This window comes from Agrobacterium sp. DKPNP3, from assembly GCF_052686535.1.
The window spans coordinates 51,982-74,294 of record NZ_JBQYSN010000012.1; the positions used below are offsets into that span (position 1 = coordinate 51,982).

Below are 22,313 nucleotides of genomic sequence, written 5' to 3' on the forward strand. Positions count from 1 at the left end.
ACTGTCATGTCTTTGACGCAGAAGCCTTGGGGTGTTTCTGGATCGAAGGGGGATTACAATGGCGTTCCGATTTTCTCATATGGCTTTGAGCGCGGCGCTGCTTACATCCGCTGCCTTCCCGGCGGCGGCCGAGCCGGTCTTTAACCGCATCGCATCTTTTCCCGTTGCGAAGAACCTGCCTGCTGACAAGGACACGAAGTCCGTCACCTCGGCTGAAATCATCACCGCCAGTGAAGACGGCAAGACGCTGATCTATTCGGACAGCCCGCTCGGAGGCATTGGTTTCATCGACATCACCGATGCGAAAGCCCCTAAGGCCGGCGGGGCATTATTGCTGGAAGGTGAGCCGACCTCCGTCGCCGTGGCCGGTCTCAAGGTTCTGGCCGGCGTCAATACCTCGGAAAACCGCGCCAACCCGTCGGGAAAGCTGGTGACGATCGATATCGCCACCAAGAAGGTCGAAGTAAGCTGCGATCTCGGCGGCCAGCCCGATTCCGTCGCGGTTTCCCCGGACAGGACCTTTGCCGCCATCGCGATCGAAAACGAACGGGACGAAAAGGTGAATGAAGGCGCACTGCCGCAGATGCCGGCCGGTTATCTGGTAACGGTTGGCCTGAAAGACGGCGTGGCCGATTGCGCGAGCCTGAAGAAGATCGACGTTACCGGTCTCGCCGAAATTTCGCCTGAGGATCCGGAGCCCGAATTCGTCTCGATCAATGCCAATGGCGAGATCGCGCTGACGCTCCAGGAAAACAACCATATCGTCATTATCGACGGCAAGACAGGCGCGGTGAAGACGCATTTCTCTGCCGGCACCGTCGATCTGGAAGGCATCGACACCAAGACCGATGGTCAACTGAAGTTCACCGACAAGCAGGAAGGCCGCAAGCGCGAGCCGGATGCGGTGAAGTGGCTGGACAATGACCGTATCGTCATCGCCAACGAGGGCGACTGGCAGGGCGGTGCACGCGGCTTCACCATTTTCGACAAGACTGGCAAGCTCCTTTATGAAGCCGGCGCTTCGCTCGAGCACGCGGTTGCCGCCATTGGCCACTATCCGGAAAAACGCTCCAAGGCCAAGGGCATAGAGCCGGAAGGCCTGGAAACGGCGACCTTTGATGGTCAGAAGTACTTTTTCGTGCTTGCCGAGCGCGCTTCCATCGCCGCTGTTTACAAGGATACCGGCGCCGAGCCGCAGTTGACGCAGCTCCTGCCTTCGGGCATTTCGCCGGAGGGTGCCGTCGCCATTCCCTCGCGCAACCTTTTCGTCACGGCCAACGAGGCTGATCTGGTCGAGGATGGCGGCGCCCGCTCGCATGTCATGATCTATGAACGTGCCGAAGGCGAGCCGGCCTATCCGCAGCTGGTATCCGCCACCGTCGATGGCGCGCCGATCGGTTGGGGTGCTCTTTCGGGCCTGGTTGGCGATGGCGAAAAGCCTGGCATTCTCTATGCCGTCTCCGACTCAGTCTATGGCAACCAGCCGTCGATCTACACCATCGACACGACGAAGAAGCCTGCCACCATCAGCAGCGTGCTGCGTGTCAAGCGCGACGGCATTACCGCGCAGAAACTCGATATCGAAGGCATCGCGCTGGATGGCAAGGGCGGATTCTGGCTGGCCTCGGAAGGCGACAGCGCCAAACTTGTTCCGCACGCGCTCTACAACGTCAACGCCAAGGGTGAGATCAAGGCCGAAATCGCCTTGCCGAAGGAACTGCTCACCGGCGATACCCGCTTCGGCTTCGAAGGCGTGACCATGGTCGGCAAGGGCGATGACGCCACGCTGTGGATGGCCGTGCAGCGCGAATGGGGCACGGACGAGAAGGGCTTCGTGAAGCTCCTCTCCTATAATCCGAAGTCCAAGGAGTGGGGCGCCGTGCGTTATCCGCTCGACAAGACCGAGGCAGGCTGGGTTGGCCTGTCTGAAATCACCGCGCAGGGCGAATATGTCTATATCATCGAGCGCGACAACCAGATCGGCGACAAGGCCAAGATCAAGAAGCTCTACCGCGTCGCGATCGCCGACCTGAAGCCTGGCAAGATCGGTGGCGAGCTGCCGCTTGTCGCCAAGCAGGAAGCCCACGACTTCCTGCCTGACCTCAAGGGCCAGACTAACGGCTATATCGTCGACAAGCTGGAAGGCTTCACCTTCGACAAGGCGGGAACGGCCTATGCCGTGACAGACAATGACGGTGTCGATGATTCCTCAGGCGAGACGCTTTTCTTCAAGGTGGAGATGAAGGCGATCAACTGATTGCCCAATCACCAAGCGCATAAAGAAAAGCCGGGCAGAGCCCGGCTTTTCCGTCTTGTGGGGAACAGCGTCAGAACGATCCGCCTGCCGATGCCGCGCCACGCGTGCCGACAATATCGGGGTGCCGTTTGGGAATCGGAATTTAGATGGTCGTCCGTCGGCGTCCAGCGAGGTGCTGCGGAAGGATCGTAACCGATCATCGCCCCATGGAATTTTTGCTCTTTATACTATCTGGTTTCTCTGAGTCCTGCTGGACCCAGCGGAAAAAAATATAAACAGGCAGCGCAATAAGCGCGAGTGTAACAAACGCGTCGATCGACATGGTTTCATCCATCAGTTCAACCGCTCATCATGAAACGGTGAGCCAAGCATGCCCGAAATCTATTTAAAAAGTCTAAATCTCGTTATTTTTCCGGGTGTTACGGAGTGATACAGAGATCCCGTGAGCCTGTCGGAATGTGGGGCAGGCGTATCAATCTGGGATAGATCACTCGTGCGGAAGCTGCCTCAGAGGCGCGAGGGCATCGAGCTAAGATCGTTGCAAAGCCGGATGGCCTGTGCGTGCAATCAACCGCTCAGCTAAAGCGAAGATGCCGCCACACATGCATATATCTGAACAGATCAGGAAAATGGTGGGCGATGAGAGACTCGAACTCCCGACATCCTCGGTGTAAACGAGGCGCTCTACCAACTGAGCTAATCGCCCTTCGCGTGTCTCGGATCGTGTCCGCCGCGTCGGTGGCCGTGATGTATTCGGATCGGAAAAAAACCGCAAGGGCTTTTGTGAAGTTTTTTTGTTTTTTTTCGCCATGGCTTTTTTCGTCATCGCAGGGCAGGGGAGAAAACCCGACAACCGCGGGCTTTTTAGGGGAAACATGAAACCCGCGAGGTCCCTGTCGCGCTCCGGAAGCTCGCTTGATGGTATGGCTGACTGTGGACAAGTTTTTTGTTTTCGTTGGGAAAACCCGGGAAATCACGGCGTTAGCGGCCATCCTCCTTAATGGCGTCACGGTTTTTCCCGATCAAAATGAAGAAGCTTATTCTTTTGTCGTGAAACCTGCTTGACACCCCCGCACGAACGCCGTAGTTAGCCGCTCATCGAACAGCCGAGGCTGGTTCGAGCGGCGGGACAAGCTCCTGTCGTCAGGAGTTGCGGGTGTAGCTCAGTCGGTTAGAGTGCCGGCCTGTCACGCCGGAGGTCGCGGGTTCGAGCCCCGTCACTCGCGCCATCCTGTTCCTCGGAAAACGCAGACGAATGTCTGTGGTGCGCGGGTGTAGCTCAGTCGGTTAGAGTGCCGGCCTGTCACGCCGGAGGTCGCGGGTTCGAGCCCCGTCACTCGCGCCATTTCTTTCCTGAAATGCTTCTCCAGATCATGTCGAGCGCGCTCACCGATAGCGCGTCAATCGCACCGATCCGTTCCGCTGGTTTCGGCCTTTTCGGCCATGATTTTTCCTGCGTTTTTAAGTCAAGTTTCGATTCTCGCAAACCGTCACTTCGCCGCTGTTTTGACGTAAAATTCGTGTGACTTTTTTGCGGCTGCGTCGTTCAATCGATTATTATTGTATTTGAGTGGCTTAGGCCGGAATTGTGGCCCAAAATTGCGTCAATTCCGGCAATATTGTTGCCAATGAATGCGGCAGGTGTCTTGAAAAGGTGCCTAAACTCTTGCAGAGAGGGCGCGGCTGCGCTAACCACTTTGGCGTTGCAACATATTGTCCGCTTTTTGAGACTCAAGGTCACAAAGGCAGGCCCGGCACCCGGCCGGGCAAGGAAGAGACCATGACTGAACTCCTCAGTTCCTACATTCCGATCGCAATCTTCATCGGTATCGCTCTCGTCATCGGCCTGGCGCTTCTCATTGCGCCATTTGCTGTTGCCTACAAGGCGCCGGACCCGGAAAAGCTGTCTGCTTTCGAGTGCGGTTTCAACGCCTTCGACGACGCCCGCATGAAGTTCGATATCCGCTTTTATCTGGTTTCGATTCTGTTCATCATCTTTGACCTGGAAGTCGCTTTCCTGTTCCCATGGGCGGTGTCTTTCGGTGAGATGGGCTGGTTCGGTTTCTGGTCGATGATGGTGTTCCTTCTCGTCCTGACCATCGGCTTTATCTATGAGTGGAAGAAGGGAGCGCTGGAATGGGCATGAGCCAGAACAACACCACGCTCGTTGCGCCGCAGCCGAAGGGGATCATTGATCCCTCGACCGGCAAGCCGGTTGGCAGCAACGATGCCTACTTCACTGAGATCAATGACGAGCTCGCCGACAAGGGCTTTCTCGTTACCTCTGCCGACGAACTGATCACCTGGGCCCGTACCGGTTCGCTGATGTGGATGCAGTTCGGTCTTGCCTGTTGCGCCGTTGAAGGTCTGATGCAGGCCTCCGGCCCGCGTTACGACATGGAGCGCTTTGGCGTTGCTCCGCGCGCCTCACCGCGCCAGTCGGACGTGATGATCGTGGCTGGTACCTTGACGAACAAGATGGCGCCCGCTCTGCGCAAGGTCTATGACCAGATGCCGGAGCCACGTTACGTCATCTCCATGGGCTCCTGCGCCAATGGCGGCGGCTATTACCACTATTCCTACGCTGTTGTGCGTGGATGCGACCGCGTCGTCCCGGTGGATATTTATGTTCCGGGCTGTCCCCCCACGGCGGAAGCGCTGCTTTACGGCGTGCTTCTGCTGCAGAAGAAAATCCGCCGTACCGGTACGATCGAGCGCTAAGGGCAAAGGACGATTTTGGAATGAGCGAAGCTCTCAACGATCTTGCTGCTTACGTCAAGGAAGCGCGCGGTTCACTCGTCGTGTCGGCTGATATCGCCTATGGCGAACTGACGCTGAATACGACGCCTGACAACGTGATCGCGCTTTTGACCTTCCTGCGTGATGACGTTCAATGCGGGTTCGTCAATATCATCGATATCTGCGGCGTTGACTGGCCGCAGCGCGAAAAGCGCTTCGATGTCGTCTATCATCTGCTGTCGCCGCGCCAGAACCTGCGCGTGCGCGTCAAGCTACAGGTGGAAGAAGACGAGGGCGTGCCGTCTGCAACATCCGTTTACATGGGTGCAGAGTGGTTCGAGCGTGAAGCCTGGGACATGTATGGCATTCCTTTCGAGGGCCATAAGGATCTGCGCCGCATCCTGACCGATTACGGCTTTGAAGGCCATCCGCTGCGCAAGGATTTTCCGGTTACCGGCTTTGTGGAAGTGCGTTACGATGACGTTCTGAAACGGGTTCTTTACGAACCGGTCGAACTGAAGCAGGAATTCCGTAACTTCGATTTCCTTTCCCCTTGGGAAGGGACCGAGTACGTTCTTCCCGGCGACGAAAAGGCCAAGCAATGAGCCAGGTCTCCGCGACAGAGCATGGGCAATGTCTTTGCGGCGCCGTCGGCTTTGAAGCCGAAGTGGGCGCCCGCGAATTCGGCGTTTGCCATTGCTCCATGTGCCGCCGCTGGTCGGGCGGTACGTTCATGGCTGTGGAATGCGCTGGCGTGTCCTTCCAGAACGATGAACATCTCGGCGTCTTTTCCTCCTCGGAATGGGGCGAGCGTTGCTTCTGCACGAACTGCGGCAGCACGCTGATGTGGCGTTCGAAGGACGGCAAGCATTTCGCCGTGTCGCTGCAGGCTTTTGACAACCCGTCCAGTTTCACGTTCGCGTCGCAGATTTTCACGGATGAAAAGCCTTCGAACTATTCATTCGCCGAGACCACGCAGAACATGACCGGCCCCGAATTCATCGCCATGATCACCTCGGCGGAGCACTAGAATGACTGAGCATAACGTCCGCAACTTCACGATCAACTTCGGTCCGGAACATCCGTCCGCGCACGGCGTGCTGCGTCTGGTTCTCGAACTGGACGGTGAAATCGTCGAGCGCGTCGATCCCCATATCGGTCTGCTGCATCGCGGCACCGAAAAGCTGATCGAGACCAAGACCTACCTGCAGGCCGTACCCTATTTCGACCGCCTCGATTACGTCGCGCCGATGAACCAGGAACACGCTTTCGCGCTTGCCGTCGAAAAGCTGCTGGGCCTGGAAATCCCGATGCGCGGCCAGCTGATCCGCGTTCTCTATTCGGAAATCGGCCGCATCCTGTCGCACATCATGAACGTGACCACGCAGGCCATGGACGTGGGCGCGATGACGCCGCCGGTCTGGGGCTTTGAAGAGCGTGAAAAGCTGATGGTCTTTTATGAGCGGGCCTGCGGCGCGCGCATGCACTCTGCCTATTTCCGCCCGGGTGGTGTTCACCAGGACCTGCCGCCGGAACTGGTCGACGACATCGGCAAGTGGTGCGATCCCTTCATCACCGTCCTCGACAATATCGAGGGCCTTCTGACGGACAACCGTATCTACAAGCAGCGTAACGTCGATATCGGCGTCGTCTCGCTTGAGGACGCTTTTGCATGGGGCTTTACGGGCGTCATGGTTCGCGGCTCGGGCGCTGCCTGGGACCTGCGCCGGGCGCAGCCCTATGAGTGCTACTCCGATCTCGAATTCGATATTCCGGTCGGCAAAAACGGCGACTGCTACGATCGTTATCTGATCCGCATGCAGGAAATGCGCGAATCCGTGAAGATCATGAAGCAGTGCGTTGAGCTTCTGTCCGGCAAGCATCGCATCGGCCCGGTCTCCTCGCTCGATGGCAAGGTGGTTCCGCCCAAGCGTGGTGAGATGAAGCGTTCGATGGAAGCGCTGATCCACCACTTCAAGCTCTACACCGAAGGTTACCACGTTCCCGCCGGCGAAGTTTACGCCGCCGTCGAGGCGCCGAAGGGCGAGTTCGGCGTCTATGTGGTTGCCGATGGTTCCAACAAGCCCTACCGCTGCAAGATCCGCGCGCCGGGCTACGCCCATCTTCAGGCGATGGACTTCCTGTGCAAGGGCCATCAGCTTGCCGACGTTACAGCCGTGCTCGGCTCTCTCGACATCGTGTTCGGGGAGGTCGACCGCTGATGCGTTTGCCGTTGGCCATTCCGGCTTTTCTCGCAGCGATGACGGCACCCGTTCTTGCCCAGACGGCAACGGACGAGGGTGCTGTTGCGCTGTCGAGCGGCGGCTCTTCGACCATCAAGCAGCTTCTGTCGTCGGGATACGAGATCAAGGCCTCGGTTCCCAATGGCAGCAAGTTCATCGTGTTCATGCAAAAAGACAAGGCGGCTTATGCCTGCGAATTCGTCACGGTGGCGAGATCGCGGTGTGAGACGTTAAACTGAAAAGGCGTGAGGAAGTATGTCCGTTCGTCGACTAGCCGAAGATCAGTTCCAGCCCGTGGCATTTGCCTTCAATGCGGAAAACACCGCATGGGCTGAGAAGACGATCAAGAAATATCCCGAGGGACGTCAGCAATCTGCCGTTATCCCCCTGCTCATGCGTGCGCAGGAGCAGGACGGCTGGGTTACCCGCGCCGCCATCGAAAAAATCGCAGACATGCTTGATATGGCCTATATCCGTGTCCTGGAAGTGGCGACCTTCTATACGCAGTTCCAGCTGAAGCCTGTCGGCACGCGTGCTCACGTTCAGGTCTGCGGCACCACGCCCTGCATGCTGCGTGGCTCCGAAGCGCTGATGGATGTCTGCCGCAAGAAGATCCACCACGATCCGCTGCACACCAACGAAAGCGGCACGCTTTCCTGGGAAGAAGTGGAATGTCAGGGCGCCTGCGTCAACGCGCCAATGGTCATCATCTTCAAGGATGCCTATGAAGACCTGACGCCGGAGCGTCTGGAAGAGATCATCGACACGTTCGAGGCAGGCAAGGGCGATACCGTCAAGACCGGTCCGCAGATCGACCGTCATCAGTCCGTGCCCGTTGGCGGCCTGACGACGTTGACGGAAGAGATCAAGCCGGATCGTTCCAACCTCGATAAGCCCGCAGAGCCTGCAGCCGACGCCGCCCAGACGCCGCCGTCCAATGCTGCCAAGCCGAAGACCGATGCGCCGGAAACCGATCCGAAGCTGAAGACACCGGCAACGGCGCCAAAGGCTGCCGCTGAAAACGCCAAGGCTGCCGAGACCGAAGACGCCGGCAAGAAGTCGCAGTGAGAGGTTGAACCATGTTGAAAGATCAGGATCGCATCTTTACCAATCTCTACGGCCTCAAGGACAAGTCCCTGAAGGGCGTGCTGGCGCGCGGCCACTGGGATGGCACCAAGCAGATCATCGAAAAGGGCCGTGACTGGATCATCAATGAGATGAAGGCTTCGGGACTTCGCGGTCGCGGCGGCGCTGGCTTCCCGACGGGTCTCAAGTGGTCGTTCATGCCGAAGGAAAACGACGGCCGTCCGCATTACCTCGTCGTCAATGCCGACGAATCCGAGCCCGGCACCTGCAAGGACCGCGAAATCCTGCGCAACGATCCGCACACGCTGATCGAAGGCTGCGTGATCGCTGGTTTCGCCATGGGTGCGCATACGGCTTACATCTATGTTCGTGGCGAATATATGCGCGAGCGCGAAGCGCTTCAGGCAGCCATTGACGAATGCTACGATGCAGGCCTGCTCGGCGGGAACAACAAGAACGGCTGGGATTTCGACATCTACGTCCATCACGGTGCAGGTGCCTATATCTGCGGCGAAGAGACGGCATTGCTTGAAAGCCTCGAAGGCAAGAAGGGCCAGCCGCGCCTCAAGCCGCCGTTCCCGGCAAATATGGGCCTTTATGGTTGCCCCACGACCGTCAACAACGTTGAGTCCATCGCCGTTGCGCCGACCATTCTGCGTCGCGGCGCGGCCTGGTTCTCGTCGATTGGCCGTCCGAACAACGTCGGCACCAAGCTGTTCATGGTCTCGGGCCATGTTGAGCGTCCCTGCACCTTCGAAGACGCGCTCGGTCTGTCCTTCCGCGAACTGATCGAACACCACTGCGGTGGCATCCGTGGCGGCTGGGACAATCTGCTTGGCGTCATCCCCGGCGGCGCATCCTGCCCCATCGTGCGCGGCGAGGACATGAAGGACGCGATCATGGACTTCGACGGCATGCGCGAAGTGAAGTCTTCCTTCGGCACTGGCGGCATGATCGTCATGGACAAGTCCACCGACGTCATCAAGGCGATTGCCCGCATCGCGGCCTTCTTCAAGCACGAAAGCTGCGGCCAGTGCACGCCATGCCGCGAAGGCACGGGCTGGATGTGGCGCGTGCTGGAGCGTATGGTCAAGGGCAATGCGCAGAAGCGCGAGATCGACATGCTGTTCGAAGTGACGAAACAGATCGAAGGCCACACCATCTGCGCGCTCGGCGATGCTGCCGCATGGCCGGTACAGGCGCTGATCCGCAATTTCCGTCCGGAAATCGAAAAGCGCATCGACCAATATACCTACAGGGCCATGGATGATGGCGCTGTTCTGGAAGCCGCTGAATAAGCGTTGAGGCTTCGGGCGAAGCCGGAGAATTTCCGGTCTCGCGACACCATGAAGCGCCTGGCTGTTAATTGCCGGGTGCGATTAAGGATTTGTTGCGGACCGTGTGAGACACGGGACGAACAGGCAACAGGACGTAAGTAGGACCATGGCAAAGCTCAAGGTTGACGGTAAAGAGATCGAGGTTCCGGATCATTTCACGCTGTTGCAGGCGTGTGAGGAGGCTGGCGCCGAAGTTCCGCGCTTTTGTTTTCATGAGCGCTTGTCGGTCGCGGGTAACTGCCGCATGTGTCTCATCGAGGTGAAGGGCGGACCGCCTAAGCCGGCCGCTTCCTGCGCCATGGGCGTGCGCGACGTTCGCGGCGGCCCGAACGGCGAATTGCCTGAGGTCTTCACCAACACGCCGATGGTCAAGAAGGCCCGCGAAGGCGTGATGGAATTCCTGCTCATCAACCACCCGCTGGATTGCCCGATCTGCGACCAGGGCGGCGAATGCGACCTGCAGGACCAGGCGATGGCCTTCGGTATCGCCGGTTCGCGTTACGCGGAAAACAAGCGCGCGGTTGAAGACAAATATATCGGCCCGCTCGTCAAGACGGTCATGAACCGTTGCATCCACTGCACACGCTGCGTCCGTTTCACGACCGAAGTTGCCGGCATTGCCGAACTCGGCCTCATCGGCCGTGGCGAAGATGCCGAGATCACCACCTATCTCGAACAGGCGATGACATCAGAGCTTCAGGGCAACGTCGTTGATCTCTGCCCGGTCGGCGCGCTCACCTCCAAGCCCTTCGCCTTCACCGCCCGCCCGTGGGAACTGAACAAGACCGAAACCATCGACGTGATGGACGCTCTCGGTTCGGCCATCCGCGTCGATACCCGTGGCCGCGAAGTCATGCGCGTCATGCCGCGCGTCAACGAGGCGATCAATGAAGAGTGGATCTCCGACAAGAGCCGCTTCATCTGGGACGGCCTGAAGACGCAGCGCCTTGACCGGCCTTACGTCCGTAAAGATGGTCGTCTTCTGCCCGCGACCTGGGGCGAAGCATTCGGGGCGATCAAGCAGGCTGTTGCCGCAACGTCCGGCAACAAGATCGGCGCGATCGCTGGCGATCTGTCGTCCGTCGAAGAAATGTTCGCGCTGAAGTCGCTTCTGGCTTCGCTCGGCTCCGCCAATGTCGATTGCCGCCAGGACGGTGCAGCGCTTGACCCGTCGCTCGGCCGCGCCAGCTATCTGTTCAATGCCACCATCGAAGGTATCGAACAGGCAGACGCTCTGCTGATTGTTGGCTCCAACCCGCGTTACGAAGCAGCTGTCCTCAACGCCCGCATTCGCAAGCGCTGGCGTCGTGGCGGCTTCCCGATCGGTGTGATCGGCGAAGCCGGTGAGCTGCGTTACAATTACGAATATCTCGGTTCGGGTGCTGAAACGCTCTCCGATCTGGCCAATGGTTCGCACAGCTTCATCGAGAAGCTGAAGTCTGCCAAGAATCCGCTGATCATCGTTGGTCAGGGCGCTTTGTCCCGCGCTGATGGCGCTGCCGTTCTTGCGGCTGCTGCCAAGCTCGCGACCTCGGTCGGCGCTGTCACCGAAGAGTGGAACGGGTTCTCGGTTCTGCACACTGCCGCTGCCCGTGTTGGCGGTCTCGATATCGGCTTCGTGCCGGGCGAGGGCGGTGTCGCTGCAGCCGACATGGTCGCCTCAATGGATGTTCTCTTCCTGCTCGGCGCCGATGAACTCGACCTGTCGAACAAGGGCGCGAAGTTCACCGTCTATATCGGCAGCCATGGCGATCAGGGCGCGATGAACGCCGACGTTATCCTTCCGGGTGCGGCCTATACCGAAAAATCCGGTATCTGGGTCAACACCGAAGGCCGGGTGCAGGTTGGCAACCGTGCCGGTTTCGCACCGGGCGAGGCCCGTGAAGACTGGGCGATCCTGCGTGCGCTGTCCGACGTCCTCGGTAAGAAGCTGCCCTTCGATTCGCTGTCTGCCTTGCGCGGCCAGCTCTACGTCGCGCATCCGCATCTGGCGGAAACCGACGAGATCGTTGCCGGCAAGGCTTCCGATATCGAGGCTCTGGCTGCTAAAACGGGCTCGCTCGTGAAGTCGGCGTTTGCTTCGCCGGTAAAAGACTTTTATTTGACGAACCCGATTGCGCGCGCCTCTGCCGTCATGGCCGAGTGCTCCGCATTGGCCCGCAACAATTTCCAGGCTGCGGCAGAGTAAGGGTAGGGGATTATGGAATCGTTTTTCTGGAGCTACGTCTGGCCCGCGCTGATCATGGTCGGCCAGTCCCTGCTGCTTCTTGTCGTTCTTCTGGTGTCGATCGCGTTTCTACTGCTCGCTGACCGTAAGGTCTGGGCGGCGGTTCAGCTGCGCCGTGGTCCGAACGTCGTTGGTCCCTTTGGTCTGTTCCAGTCCTTCGCCGACCTTCTGAAGTTCATCCTGAAAGAGCCCGTCATTCCAGCCGGCGCGAACAAGGCGGTCTTCCTTCTGGCGCCGCTTGTTGCCGTGACGCTGGCGCTTGCCACCTACGCGGTCATTCCTTTTGCGGATGGCTGGGTTGTCGCCAATATCAATGTCGGCATTCTCTACATCTTCGCGATCTCGTCGCTTGAAGTGTATGGCATCATCATGGGTGGCTGGGCTTCGAACTCGAAATATCCTTTCCTCGGCGCGTTGCGTTCTGCCGCGCAGATGGTGTCTTACGAAGTCTCGATCGGTCTCGTTATCGTCACCGTTCTGCTCTGCGTCGGCTCGCTGAATCTTACGGATATCGTTCTGGCGCAGCGTACCGGCCTCGGCACCATGCTCGGCCTGCCGGCCTCGTTCCTTGACTGGCACTGGCTGTCGCTGTTCCCGATGTTCATCGTGTTCTTCATCTCGGGCCTTGCCGAAACCAACCGTCCTCCCTTCGACCTTCCGGAAGCGGAATCGGAACTGGTTGCCGGTCACATGGTGGAATATGGCTCCACGCCCTACATGATGTTCATGCTCGGTGAATATGCCGCAATCGTGCTGATCTGCTGCCTCACCACCATTCTCTTCCTTGGCGGCTGGCTGCCGATCGTGGATGTATGGTTCCTGAACTGGGTGCCTGGTATCATCTGGTTCGCGCTGAAGGGCTGCATGGTCTTCTTCATGATCGCGCTCACCAAGGCCTTCGTTCCGCGTTACCGTTACGACCAGCTCATGCGCCTTGGCTGGAAGGTTTTCCTGCCGCTGTCGCTCGCCATGGTCGTTATCGTTGCATTCGTACTGAAGCTGACGGGGTGGGCCGGTTGATGTCCAAACTCCTCGCTCAAAGATCTGGAGACTGAGATGGCAAGCCTCTCCCAAGCCGTCAACTCGCTGTTCCTCAAGGAATTCGTCGGCGCGATCTTCCTGACGATGCGTCACTTCTTCAAGCAGAAGGCGACGATCAATTATCCTTTCGAAAAGGGTCCGGTCTCGCCGCGCTTCCGTGGCGAACATGCGCTGCGCCGTTATCCGAACGGGGAAGAACGCTGCATCGCCTGCAAGCTGTGTGAAGCGATCTGTCCTGCTCAGGCGATCACCATCGAAGCGGGCCCGCGTCGCAACGACGGCACGCGTCGCACGGTGCGTTACGACATCGACATGGTGAAGTGCATCTATTGCGGCTTCTGCCAGGAAGCCTGCCCGGTCGATGCCATCGTTGAGGGCCCGAACTTCGAATTCGCGACGGAAACCCGCGAAGAGCTTTATTTCGACAAGCAGAAGCTTCTCGACAATGGCGACCGCTGGGAGCGTGAAATCGCGCGCAACCTCGCACTGGATGCACCTTACCGTTAAGGTGCAACCGTCTTTCCGGGGGCAATCCCGGAGAGCGATGAAAAGTAAAATGCCTGCGCGGTTTTCGCCGGCGGGGACGAAACGGGCGAGGGGGCGTTAAGCCCTCTTCTCCCGATGAGGACAAGAAGGCACCAAGATGGGTCTGCACGCTGTATTCTTTTATATATTCGCTTTCGTCGCCGTGGCGTCTGCGTTCATGGTCATCGCCTCGAAGAACCCCGTTCATTCGGTGCTCTTCCTGATTTTGACCTTTTTCAACGCAGCCGCGCTGTTCCTGCTGACGGGGGCCGAGTTCCTCGCCATGATCCTGCTGGTGGTTTATGTCGGCGCGGTGGCGGTGCTGTTCCTCTTTGTCGTCATGATGCTGGACGTGGATTTCGCCGAACTGCGCTCCGGTGTGCTGCAATATGCTCCTGTTGGCGCACTGATCGGCGTCATCCTGGCGGCGGAACTGATCGTTGTGGTTGGTGGCAGCATGCTGAACCCGATCGCGGCAAAGTCCATCACCATGCCCATCCCGCCTGTGGCCGAACGCACCAATACGGCGGCACTCGGTGACGTGCTCTATACCAATTACGTCTACTTCTTCCAGCTCGCCGGTCTCGTGCTGCTGGTGGCCATGATCGGCGCCATCGTGCTGACGCTGCGTCATCGCACCGACATCAAGCGACAGGACATCTCCACGCAGGTTGGCCGCGACCCGAAGACCGCCGTTACCACGGTCAAGGTCAAGCCGGGCCAGGGCATCTGAAGGCGAACGGATCCAAGGAAAAAGAATATGGAAATCGGTCTTTCCCACTACCTGACGGTCAGCGCCATCCTCTTCACGATCGGCGTCTTCGGCATCTTCCTCAACCGGAAGAACGTCATCGTCATCCTGATGTCGATCGAGCTTATCCTGCTTGCGGTCAACCTTAACATGGTGGCGTTTTCGTCGTTCCTGAACGATATCGTCGGCCAGGTCTTCGCATTGTTCATCCTGACCGTTGCTGCTGCCGAAGCGGCCATCGGTCTTGCAATACTCGTTGTCTTCTACCGCAACCGCGGATCGATCGCCGTCGAAGACGTCAATATGATGAAGGGCTGATAAGGCTATGATCTACAAGGCTATCGTCTTTCTTCCACTGATCGGCTTCCTGATCGCCGGCCTGTTCGGCCGGTCCATCGGCGCCAAGGCTTCGGAATATGTCACCACCGGTCTGATGATCGTGGTCGCCATCCTGTCGTGGATCGTGTTCTTCAACGTCGCGCTTGCCCATGGCGAGCCGGGCGAGGTGATCAAGGTCACCGTGCTGCGCTGGATCCAGTCCGGCGGCATCGATGTCGAATGGGCGTTCCGCATCGATACGCTGACGGCGGTCATGTTCGTCGTCGTCAACACCGTCTCGACGCTCGTGCACCTCTATTCGATCGGATACATGCACCACGATCCGCATCGTCCGCGCTTCTTTGCCTATCTGTCGCTCTTCACCTTCGCCATGCTGATGCTGGTGACCTCGGACAACCTGTTGCAGATGTTCTTCGGCTGGGAAGGCGTGGGTCTGGCGTCCTATCTTCTGATCGGCTTCTGGTTCAAGAAGCCGTCCGCATCGGCTGCCGCCATGAAGGCCTTCATCGTCAACCGCGTCGGTGACTTCGGCTTCATTCTCGGCATCGGCGGCGTGTTCGTGCTGTTCGGCTCGATCAATTTCGAAACGATCTTCGCGGCTGCCGCAACCTATCTGCCGGCCGAAGGTGCTGCCTCGACGGAAATCGTCATCAACCTGTTCGGCATGCATCTGGATAAGGCCAATGCGATGACAGGCGTCTGCCTGCTGCTCTTCATGGGCGCCATGGGTAAGTCGGCGCAGTTCCTGCTGCACACCTGGCTGCCGGACGCGATGGAAGGCCCGACACCCGTGTCTGCCCTCATTCACGCCGCAACCATGGTCACCGCCGGCGTCTTCCTCGTCGCCCGCATGTCGCCGCTGTTCGAACTGTCGCATGATGCCTTGACGGTCGTCACGCTGATCGGCGCGATCACTGCCTTCTTTGCGGCAACCGTTGGCCTCGTACAGAACGACATCAAGCGCGTTATCGCCTATTCGACCTGCTCGCAGCTCGGTTACATGTTCGTGGCGCTTGGCGTCGGTGCTTATGGTGCCGCTGTGTTCCACCTCTTCACGCACGCCTTCTTCAAGGCTCTCCTGTTCTTGTGCGCCGGCTCGGTCATCCATGCCGTCGATGGCGAGCAGGACATGCGTTACATGGGCGGTCTGCGCAAGCATATCCCCATCACCTTCTGGACGATGACTGTCGGCACGCTGGCGCTGACCGGCGTCGGTATTCCGGGCACGATGATCGGTTTTGCCGGCTTCTTCTCGAAGGACGTCATCATCGAATCCGCTTATGCCTCGCATTCGGTTCTGTCCGGTTTCGCCTTCACGCTGCTGGTTATCGCCGCGCTGTTCACCAGCTTCTACTCCTGGCGTCTGGCCTTCATGACCTTCTTCGGCAAGCCGCGCGCTTCCGCCGACGTCATGCACCACGTGCATGAATCGCCGATGGTCATGCTGATCCCGCTCTTCATCCTCACCGTTGGCGCGATCTTCGCCGGTGTCGCATTCGAAGGTTATTTCTTCGGCCACGAATATGCCGAATTCTGGAAGGGCGCTCTCTTTACGCTCCCGGAAAACGAAATCCTCGAAGAGTTCCACCACGTTCCGCTGTGGGTGAAGTGGAGCCCGTTCGTCGCTATGGCGCTTGGTTTCGTGACCGCATGGTACATGTACATCAAGTCGCCGGAGACGCCGAAGCGTCTGGCCGAGACCCATCGTGGCCTCTACCAGTTCCTTCTCAACAAGTGGTACTTCGACGAACTCTATGACTTCCTCTTCGTACGTTCCGCAAAGGCGCTCGGCCGCTTCCTGTGGAAGAAGGGCGACGTCGCCGTCATCGATCACTATGGACCGAACGGCATTGCAGCGCGTGTGGTTGACGTGACCAACCGCATGGTCCGCCTGCAATCCGGTTACCTCTATCACTATGCCTTTGCGATGCTGATCGGCATCGCGGCGCTTGTCACCTGGATGATGCTCGGGAGTGCCCTCTGATGACCGATTGGCCCATTCTTTCAACGGTCACCTTTCTGCCGCTCGTCGGCGTGGTGCTCCTGCTTCTGACGAATGAGAACGGCCCCTATGGTCGCCGCAACATTCTCAACGTCTCGCTGCTGACGACGGTCTTCACCTTCATCGTGTCGCTGTTCATCTGGATCGGTTTCGACAATTCGAACCCCGGCTTCCAGATGGTCGAGAAGCATCAATGGTTCGGTAACATCGCCGCCTACCATCTTGGCGTCGACGGCATCTCCATGCTGTTCGTTATCCTCACCACTTTCCTCATGCCGTTCTGCGTGCTGGCAAGCTGGGATTCGATCGAAAAGCGCATCAAGGAATACATGATCGCCTTCCTGCTGCTGGAAGTCGTCATGATCGGCGTCTTTGTGGCGCTGGATACGGTTCTCTTCTACGTCTTCTTCGAAGCGACGCTGATTCCGATGTTCATCATCATCGGTGTCTGGGGCGGCAAGGATCGCGTTTACGCGTCCTACAAGTTCTTCCTCTACACGCTGCTCGGCTCGGTTCTGACGATGCTCGCCATCATGGCCATGTATTGGCAGGCCGGCACGACCGACATGACCGAACTGCTGAAATACGGCTTCCCGGCCGGCATGCAGACCTGGCTGTGGCTTGCCTGTTTCGCCGCCTTCTCGGTCAAGATGCCGATGTGGCCGGTGCACACCTGGCTGCCGGATGCCCACGTTCAGGCCCCGACCGCAGGTTCGGTCATTCTGGCTGGCGTCATGCTGAAGCTCGGCGGTTACGGTTTCATCCGCTTCTCGTTGTCGATGTTCCCCTTAGCGTCGGATTATTTCGCACCCTTCGTCTTCACGCTGTCGGTTCTCGCCATCATCTACACCTCGCTGGTGGCGATGATGCAGGACGACATCAAGAAGCTGATCGCCTATTCCTCCGTTGCTCACATGGGTTACGTCACCATGGGCATCTTCGCTGCCAACGTTCAGGGCGTGCAGGGTGCAATCTTCCAGATGCTGTCGCACGGCATCGTGTCGGGCGCGCTCTTCCTCTGCGTCGGCGTCGTTTACGACCGTCTCCATACCCGCGAAATCGCGGCCTATGGCGGTCTCGTCAACAACATGCCGAAATATGCGGTCGCCTTCATGATCTTCACCATGGCCAATGTCGGTCTGCCCGGCACCTCCGGCTTCATCGGTGAATTCCTGACGCTGATCGGTGTGTTCCGCGCCAACACGCTGGTTGCACTCTTTGCGGCAACCGGCGTCATCCTCTCGGCCGCCTATGCGCTGTGGCTTTACCGCCGCGTGATCTTCGGCGCGCTTGAGAAGGAAAGCCTGAAGAGCCTGCTCGATCTGTCGACCCGCGAAAAGGTCATCCTTTATCCGCTGGTCGTGCTGACGATCTTCTTCGGTGTCTATCCGGCACCGGTGTTCGATGCGACAGCCGCATCGGTCGATCTTCTGGTAAACAACTATTCGGCTGCACTGCAGGCGGCGCAAAATGTTGCGCTCTCTATGAATTGACGACAGGACCCGTTGGACATGACCGCTGAAATCCTTTTTGCCAGTCTGCACATTGCGACGCCCGAGCTGATCCTTGCGGTCGGCGCGCTGGCGCTGCTCATGATTGGCGTCTTCTCGGGCGACAAGTCGACAACGACGGTCACCGGCCTTGCCGTTGCCCTCCTGCTCGTCGTCGGTCTCTGGATCATCTTTGCCCCCGCATCGGGCGTGGCTTTCGGCGGTGTCTACATCGCCGATGCCTTCGGTAACTTCATGAAGGTGCTGGCGCTGATCGGCTCCATCACCGCCATGATCCTTGCCGTCGGCCAAGGGCGCTTCGAGCCGATCGGCCGTTTCGAATATCCGGTGCTGCTGGTTCTCGCGACGCTCGGGATCCTGCTGATGATCTCGGCCAATAACCTGATCTCGCTCTACATGGCGCTGGAACTGCAGTCGTTGGCACTCTACGTCGTCTGCGCCATCAACCGCGAAAGCCTCCGCTCCACGGAAGCGGGCCTGAAATACTTCGTTCTCGGCGCACTGTCTTCCGGCATGCTGCTCTACGGCATGTCGTTGGTCTACGGTTTCACCGGCAATACCGGCTTTACCGAAATTGCCCAGGTTCTGGCCTCGGAGACCCGTTCGCTCGGCCTCGTTTTCGGTCTGGTTTTCGTGCTGGCCGGTCTCGCATTCAAGATTTCCGCTGTTCCGTTCCACATGTGGACGCCGGACGTTTATGAAGGCGCTCCGACCCCGGTCACGGCCTTCCTCTCGGCCGCGCCGAAGATCGGCGCCATGGCGATCCTCGTTCGCATTGTCATCGAAGCGTTCCAGCCCGTCTTCGCCGACTGGCAGCAGATCGTCGTCTTCATCTCCATCGCTTCCATGCTGCTTGGTTCGTTTGCCGCAATCGGCCAGAAGAACATCAAGCGCCTGATGGCCTATTCCTCCATCGGTCATATGGGTTATGCGCTGGTCGGCCTTGCTGCTGGCACCGAGGCGGGTGTCGCTGGCGTTATCCTGTACATGGCCGTCTACATGGTCATGACTCTTGGCACCTTCGCCTGCATCCTCGCCATGCGCCGCAAGGAAATCGGCAATGTCGAGAATGTCGAAGATCTCGCCGGTCTTTCGTCTTCCAATCCCTTCATGGCGGTTGTGCTGACGATCCTGATGTTCTCGCTTGCTGGCATTCCGCCGCTCGCCGGCTTCTTCGGCAAGTACTACGTGTTCCTCGCCGCCATCGAAGCGAAGCTATACCCGCTCGCCATCATCGGTGTGATCGGCTCGGTTGTCGGCGCTTACTATTACATCCGCGTCGTCAAGGTCATGTGGTTCGATGAAGCCAAGGACAAGTTCGAGCGTCCGTCGGGCGAATTGAAGGTGGTTTACGCGCTTTCGGCTCTCTTTACCGTCGCTTTCATCGTCTTCGGCGGTGCGCTTGGCAACGCGGTCACGGCTGCGGCGAAGACCTTCTTTTGAGCAGTACACGAAGGCATACGGGCCGGATGTCCATCGATGATATCAGGCACGAGGCGATGGCGGAAACGCCATCGACCAATCTGGAATGTTTCGCCCGGGCACGGGCCGGGGATGGCGGCAATCTTTGGGTTACCGCCGTCCGCCAGACCGGCGGCCGGGGCCGCCGAGGCCGGCCCTGGGTCTCAGAGCCCGGCAATCTCTACGCTTCTCTTCTTCTGATCGATCCCGCGCCGATGGAGCGCATCGGCTCTCTGCCGCTCGCTTTTGCGCTGGCGGTTTATCGCGCCATTCGCGCGGTGCTGCCGCCGGGCGGCGACGCGCTTGAAATCAAGTGGCCAAACGATGTACTCATCGGCCGCCGCAAGACCTGCGGCATCCTGATGGAGGCGGAGCTTTTGCCAGACGGCCGCCGCGCCATCGTCATCGGCATTGGTATCAATATCGCCCATAAGCCCGACAATCCGCTTTATCCCGTCACGATGCTATCGGAACATGGTGCATCCTGCTCGCCCGAGGAACTGTTCGCCCATCTCTTCCGTGAGACGACCGAGGTTCTGCGCGAATGGGATAAGGGCAGGGGCGTATCTGGCATCATCGCCAGCTGGCGGGCGGCGGCCTGTGGCATTGGCGAACATATCACCGTCAACTTCCCGGATCGTTCGATCGGCGGGCGTTTTGTCGGAATTGATGATAATGGTTATCTGCTGCTGGATGAGGACGAGGGCGCAAGACGCTCCATCGCCGCCGGCGACGTGTTTTTCGGATGAGGTGAACGGTGCGGGCAAAAAATCCGCGCCGAACCCTATCCCAGAGGTTGGAGCTTTCCTGCGGCTCATGAAATGCAGGGCGACAAACCGGATCCGCATCGGCCCGGTCGATCAGATGGTTCAACAGGTCCGATGCGGGATAGCAGCGGCAGGGCGCGGCATGACGCCGTCCTGCGCGCGTTTTGTGAATGGATAAGAAAAACAATGGCTCAACAGGACGAACTGGTTTTTGTGCCGCTTGGCGGCGTGGGTGAAATCGGCATGAATCTCGCGCTTTACGGCTACGGGCCGGCAAGCAGGCGCGAATGGATCATGGTGGATTGCGGCGTGACCTTTGCCGGCTTGGATTTGCCGGGCGTCGATCTGGTCCTGCCCGATATCAGCTATATCGAGGCGCAGAAGAAAAACCTCAAGGGCATCATCATCACCCACGCCCACGAGGACCACTATGGTGCGCTGAACGATCTCTGGCCCGGCCTTAATGTGCCGGTCTATGCCTCGGCCTTCACTGCCGGCATGCTGGAGGCGAAGCGCGCTTATGAGGGCACCCGCGCGGAAATTCCGATCACGCCGTTCAAGGCGGGCGACCGCATTAATGTCGGTCCCTTCGAAATTGAAGCCGTTGGCGTCAACCACTCCATTCCCGAGCCGATGTCACTGGTCATCCGCACGCCGCTCGGCAATGTCATCCACACCGGTGACTGGAAGATCGACGAAGCGCCGTCACTTGGGCCGTTGACGGATGAAGCCCGGTTCCGCGCCATCGGTGAAGAGGGCGTTCTGGCACTGATGTGCGACAGCACCAACTCCGTTCGCGACGGCGTGTCGCCTTCCGAGCATGAGGTTTCGGAAGGCCTGCGCCAGATCATCGAAAATGCCGAGGGACGCGTGGCCGTTACCACCTTCTCCTCCAATGTCGGGCGCATCCGCTCGATCGCGCAGGCGGCTGAGGCTGCCGGTCGCGAGGTGCTGCTGCTTGGCTCGTCGCTGAAGCGCGTCGTCAACGTGTCGCAGGATCTCGGCATCATGGAAGGCATCAAGCCGTTCCTCGCCGAAGATGAATTCGGTTATATTCCCCGTGATCGTGTGGTGCTGATCCTGACCGGTTCGCAGGGCGAACCGCGTGCAGCACTCGCCAAGCTTTCCCGCGATGAGATGCGCAATGTGGCGCTCGCGTCCGGCGATACGGTCGTATTTTCGTCACGCGCCATCCCTGGCAATGAAAAGGCGATCATTGATATCAAGAACGGTTTGATCGAACAGGGCGTGCACATCGTCACTGACAATGAGGCGCTGGTACACGTCTCCGGCCATCCGCGCCGTAACGAGCTTCTGAGGATGTATGAATGGACAAAGCCGCAGATCGTCGTGCCCGTCCACGGCGAAGCGGCGCATCTGGTGGCGCAGAAGGAACTGGCCGAGCAGGCTGGCATTTCCCAGGTGCCGAAGGTGCGCAACGGCAACGTTCTGCGCCTCGCACCCGGTCCTGCCGAAGTGATCGATGACGTGCCACACGGCCGCGTCTTCAAGGACGGCAATCTCATCGGTGACATGGACGAGATGGGCATCAGCAACCGCCGCAAGCTCTCCTTTGCGGGCCATGTCTCGGTGAATGTCGTGCTGGACAGCCGTTATGATTTCCTCGGCGATCCCGATGTCGTGCCTTTCGGCCTGCCGGAATTCGATGACGAGGATGAGGCGATGGAGGACACGCTTTATGACGCCGTGCTCGGCGCCGTCGAAAGCATTCCGCGCGCCCGCCGCAAAGATCTGGAATTGCTGCGCGAAGCCGTGCGCCGCGCCGTGCGCGCCGCCGCCAACCAGAGTTGGGGCAAGAAGCCGATCGTGACGGTTTTTGTGACGAAGGTGTAAGCCGGGAAGCAGGAGCTTTCGGGCGATAGTATTATCCGCTCTCCGTCACCCCGGACTAGATCCGGGGTCCAGCGCGATCAAGTCCTTGATCGCGTAAAGACTCGTCTCACGGCGCAGACGCGCCGTGGCTGGATGCCGGATCAAGTCCGGCATGACGGAGGAGAGGTCTCCGC

At 59.0% G+C, this 22,313-nt stretch carries 20 protein-coding genes and 3 tRNA genes; 22 read left to right on the top strand and 1 reads right to left on the bottom strand.

Annotated elements, in window-relative coordinates:
- Positions 1-58 precede the first annotated feature (58 nt).
- Positions 59-2,257 (top strand): esterase-like activity of phytase family protein, encoded by a 2,199-nt coding sequence (locus ACUTJJ_RS05720; protein WP_445541582.1) that lies wholly within the window; start codon positions 59-61, stop codon positions 2,255-2,257.
- Positions 2,258-2,887: 630 nt separating this feature from the next.
- Here ACUTJJ_RS05720 and ACUTJJ_RS05725 read toward each other — a convergent pair.
- Positions 2,888-2,963 (bottom strand) — tRNA-Val (locus ACUTJJ_RS05725).
- A gap of 212 nt (positions 2,964-3,175) precedes the next feature.
- Between ACUTJJ_RS05725 and ACUTJJ_RS05730 the strand changes: the two genes are divergently transcribed.
- The 21 genes from ACUTJJ_RS05730 to ACUTJJ_RS05830 all read left to right on the top strand — a co-directional run bounded on the left by ACUTJJ_RS05730 (position 3,176) and on the right by ACUTJJ_RS05830 (position 22,140).
- Complete coding sequence (locus tag ACUTJJ_RS05730) at positions 3,176-3,322, top strand: hypothetical protein (protein WP_445541583.1); 147 nt, start codon at positions 3,176-3,178, stop codon at positions 3,320-3,322.
- 87 nt (positions 3,323-3,409) lie between these two features.
- Positions 3,410-3,486 (top strand) — tRNA-Asp (locus ACUTJJ_RS05735).
- A gap of 39 nt (positions 3,487-3,525) precedes the next feature.
- Positions 3,526-3,602: transfer RNA gene (locus tag ACUTJJ_RS05740), tRNA-Asp, on the top strand.
- Between the two features lie 435 nt (positions 3,603-4,037).
- A complete protein-coding gene (locus ACUTJJ_RS05745) occupies positions 4,038-4,403 on the top strand; it encodes an NADH-quinone oxidoreductase subunit A (RefSeq protein ID WP_003496469.1) in 366 nt (121 codons plus the stop codon).
- Positions 4,394-4,978: a NuoB/complex I 20 kDa subunit family protein gene (locus tag ACUTJJ_RS05750; RefSeq protein ID WP_445541584.1), complete on the top strand. Its 585-nt coding sequence runs from the start codon at positions 4,394-4,396 to the stop codon at positions 4,976-4,978. Before ACUTJJ_RS05745 ends, ACUTJJ_RS05750 begins: the two co-directional genes overlap by 10 nt.
- 20 nt (positions 4,979-4,998) lie before the next feature.
- On the top strand, positions 4,999-5,601 hold the full coding sequence (locus tag ACUTJJ_RS05755) for an NADH-quinone oxidoreductase subunit C (protein ID WP_063951202.1): 603 nt from the start codon (positions 4,999-5,001) through the stop codon (positions 5,599-5,601).
- The gene (locus ACUTJJ_RS05760; RefSeq protein ID WP_063951201.1) at positions 5,598-6,026 is read left to right on the top strand and encodes a GFA family protein; all 429 of its coding nucleotides are present in this window, start codon (positions 5,598-5,600) and stop codon (positions 6,024-6,026) included. The genes ACUTJJ_RS05755 and ACUTJJ_RS05760 overlap by 4 nt, the downstream gene beginning before the upstream one ends.
- A 1-nt stretch (position 6,027) precedes the next feature.
- The gene (locus tag ACUTJJ_RS05765; protein ID WP_063951200.1) at positions 6,028-7,218 is read left to right on the top strand and encodes an NADH-quinone oxidoreductase subunit D; all 1,191 of its coding nucleotides are present in this window, start codon (positions 6,028-6,030) and stop codon (positions 7,216-7,218) included.
- Complete coding sequence (locus ACUTJJ_RS05770) at positions 7,218-7,478, top strand: hypothetical protein (RefSeq protein ID WP_006697991.1); 261 nt, start codon at positions 7,218-7,220, stop codon at positions 7,476-7,478. The genes ACUTJJ_RS05765 and ACUTJJ_RS05770 overlap by 1 nt, the downstream gene beginning before the upstream one ends.
- A gap of 16 nt (positions 7,479-7,494) precedes the next feature.
- Positions 7,495-8,307 carry an NADH-quinone oxidoreductase subunit NuoE gene (nuoE, locus tag ACUTJJ_RS05775; RefSeq protein ID WP_063951198.1) on the top strand — a complete coding sequence of 271 codons (813 nt, stop codon included), beginning with the start codon at positions 7,495-7,497 and terminating at the stop codon, positions 8,305-8,307.
- An 11-nt stretch (positions 8,308-8,318) separates the two neighbouring features.
- The gene (nuoF, locus tag ACUTJJ_RS05780) at positions 8,319-9,623 is read left to right on the top strand and encodes an NADH-quinone oxidoreductase subunit NuoF (protein ID WP_004441321.1); all 1,305 of its coding nucleotides are present in this window, start codon (positions 8,319-8,321) and stop codon (positions 9,621-9,623) included.
- 145 nt (positions 9,624-9,768) lie between these two features.
- Positions 9,769-11,850, top strand: coding sequence for an NADH-quinone oxidoreductase subunit NuoG (nuoG, locus tag ACUTJJ_RS05785; RefSeq protein WP_445541585.1), 2,082 nt, complete (start codon positions 9,769-9,771; stop codon positions 11,848-11,850).
- 12 nt (positions 11,851-11,862) lie between these two features.
- Entirely contained in the window at positions 11,863-12,909 is a 1,047-nt protein-coding gene (gene nuoH, locus ACUTJJ_RS05790) for an NADH-quinone oxidoreductase subunit NuoH (RefSeq protein ID WP_063951196.1), read from the top strand.
- A gap of 36 nt (positions 12,910-12,945) precedes the next feature.
- Entirely contained in the window at positions 12,946-13,437 is a 492-nt protein-coding gene (nuoI, locus tag ACUTJJ_RS05795) for an NADH-quinone oxidoreductase subunit NuoI (protein WP_004441327.1), read from the top strand.
- Positions 13,438-13,573: 136 nt separating this feature from the next.
- The gene (locus ACUTJJ_RS05800) at positions 13,574-14,188 is read left to right on the top strand and encodes an NADH-quinone oxidoreductase subunit J (RefSeq protein ID WP_063951195.1); all 615 of its coding nucleotides are present in this window, start codon (positions 13,574-13,576) and stop codon (positions 14,186-14,188) included.
- A gap of 27 nt (positions 14,189-14,215) precedes the next feature.
- Positions 14,216-14,524 (top strand): NADH-quinone oxidoreductase subunit NuoK, encoded by a 309-nt coding sequence (gene nuoK, locus ACUTJJ_RS05805; RefSeq protein ID WP_138795558.1) that lies wholly within the window; start codon positions 14,216-14,218, stop codon positions 14,522-14,524.
- Positions 14,525-14,531: 7 nt separating this feature from the next.
- Complete coding sequence (nuoL, locus tag ACUTJJ_RS05810) at positions 14,532-16,529, top strand: NADH-quinone oxidoreductase subunit L (protein WP_445541586.1); 1,998 nt, start codon at positions 14,532-14,534, stop codon at positions 16,527-16,529.
- Positions 16,529-18,040 (top strand): NADH-quinone oxidoreductase subunit M, encoded by a 1,512-nt coding sequence (locus ACUTJJ_RS05815; protein ID WP_063951192.1) that lies wholly within the window; start codon positions 16,529-16,531, stop codon positions 18,038-18,040. The genes nuoL and ACUTJJ_RS05815 overlap by 1 nt, the downstream gene beginning before the upstream one ends.
- Positions 18,041-18,058: 18 nt before the next feature.
- The gene (gene nuoN, locus ACUTJJ_RS05820) at positions 18,059-19,501 is read left to right on the top strand and encodes an NADH-quinone oxidoreductase subunit NuoN (protein WP_445541587.1); all 1,443 of its coding nucleotides are present in this window, start codon (positions 18,059-18,061) and stop codon (positions 19,499-19,501) included.
- A 26-nt stretch (positions 19,502-19,527) separates the two neighbouring features.
- Positions 19,528-20,268, top strand: a complete 741-nt coding sequence (locus ACUTJJ_RS05825; RefSeq protein WP_445541588.1) for a biotin--[acetyl-CoA-carboxylase] ligase — start codon at positions 19,528-19,530, stop codon at positions 20,266-20,268.
- A gap of 204 nt (positions 20,269-20,472) precedes the next feature.
- Positions 20,473-22,140, top strand: coding sequence for a ribonuclease J (locus tag ACUTJJ_RS05830; RefSeq protein ID WP_209088708.1), 1,668 nt, complete (start codon positions 20,473-20,475; stop codon positions 22,138-22,140).
- Positions 22,141-22,313: the final 173 nt, after the last annotated feature.